This is a genomic window from Mycobacterium sp. NGS34 (genome assembly GCF_059812845.1).
The window spans coordinates 1-1398 of record NZ_JCALDM010000054.1; the positions used below are offsets into that span (position 1 = coordinate 1).

Annotated in this window: 1 protein-coding gene; it reads right to left on the reverse strand. The window is 63.7% G+C overall.

Annotation, left to right across the window (positions count from 1 at the left end; genetic code table 11):
- Positions 1-39: 39 nt before the first annotated feature.
- Positions 40-1338 (reverse strand): IS256 family transposase, encoded by a 1299-nt coding sequence (locus AC5Y7V_RS31350; protein WP_071289707.1) that lies wholly within the window; start codon positions 1336-1338, stop codon positions 40-42.
- Positions 1339-1398 lie beyond the last annotated feature (60 nt).

Sequence of the window (1398 nt, forward strand, 5' to 3'; positions counted from 1 at the left end):
GGGTCTGTCAACTTAACGGTGTAACTGGTTGTGGTGGTTCTACTTTCGTCCGGCGGACAGGCGTCCGTCGAAGGTGATGTCGAAGGCATTCAACGCTTCTTTCCAGCGGTTGGTCCACCGTTTGCGGCCACGTCCGGTGGGGTCGAGGCTCATGACCGCCAGGTACACGCACTTCAGCGCGGCGGCCTCGGTGGGAAAGTGGCCCCGCGCGTTGACCGCTCTACGGATCCGGGCATTTATGCTTTCAATGGCATTGGTCGTGCAGACCACGCTGCGAATACTGTTGTCGAACTGCAGGAACGGCACGAATTCGGCCCACGCGCCATCCCACAGCTTGGTGATCGCCGGGTACCGATCACCCCAAGTGTCGGTGAACGCCACGAACGCCTCCAACGCGGCCGATTCACTCGGCGCGGTGTAGATCGGTTTGAGGTCCTTGGCGATCGCCGGCCAGTGCCGCTTGGAGGCGTAGCTGAAGCTATTGCGCAGCAGATGCACGACGCACGTTTGGGTGATCGCCTGCGGCCACACGGTTTCGATCGCTGCGGGCAGGCCCTTGAGTCCATCGCAGACCACCATGCAGACGTCCTGGGTACCCCTATTCTTGATCTCGGACAAGACCCGGGCCCAGAACTTCGCCCCCTCCCCGTCGCCGTGCTCACCAGCCCACAACCCCAGGATGTCGCGGGTGCCCTCCACGGTCACCGCCAGCGCCAGGTAGATCGGCCGGTTCGCGACGTTGCCGTCGCGAATCTTGACGTTCACAGCGTCAATGAAGATCACCGGGTACACGGCATCCAAGGGACGGGACTGCCATTCCGCCATGCCCTCGATCACCCGGTCGGTGATCGTCGAGATGGTCTGCTTGGACACGCTCGCCCCGTACACCTCGCCCAGGTGCGCGCAGATCTCGCCGTGGGTTAATCCTCGGGCCGACAACGAGATCACCAGATCATCGAGCCCGGTCAGGCGCCGCTGACGCTTCTTGACCAGCTGTGGCTCGAAGGAACCATCCCGGTCGCGAGGCACCTCCAGCGCGACGGGTCCTGCTTCGGTCAACACGGTCTTGCCGCGACGGCCGTTGCGGGAATTGCCGCCGTCACGCCCGGTGGCGTCATGCTTGCCGTAGCCCAGGTGATCATCGAGCTCACCTTCGAGCGCGGACTCCACCACCCTTTTGGTCAACTGGGAGAGCAACCCGCCCTCACCGGTCAGCTGCAACCCCTCCGCGCGGGCCCGCGCGGCCAGCTGCGCCACCAGCTCGTCGTTGGTCGCCTCCCGCAACGCCGCCGGCTCCAGCGGCACCGCATCGAGCTCGACGGGCTGCTCATCATTCATCACATCGGTCACAGTGGTCTCCTTCTTACTCAGGAGTTACACCGGAAAATTTACAGTCCC

What these genes read in the sequence shown, in the direction of transcription:
- AC5Y7V_RS31350 (WP_071289707.1), bottom strand. Translation starts at nt 1,338, where the DNA reads ATGAATGATGAGCAGCCCGTCGAGCTCGATGCGGTGCCGCTGGAGCCG.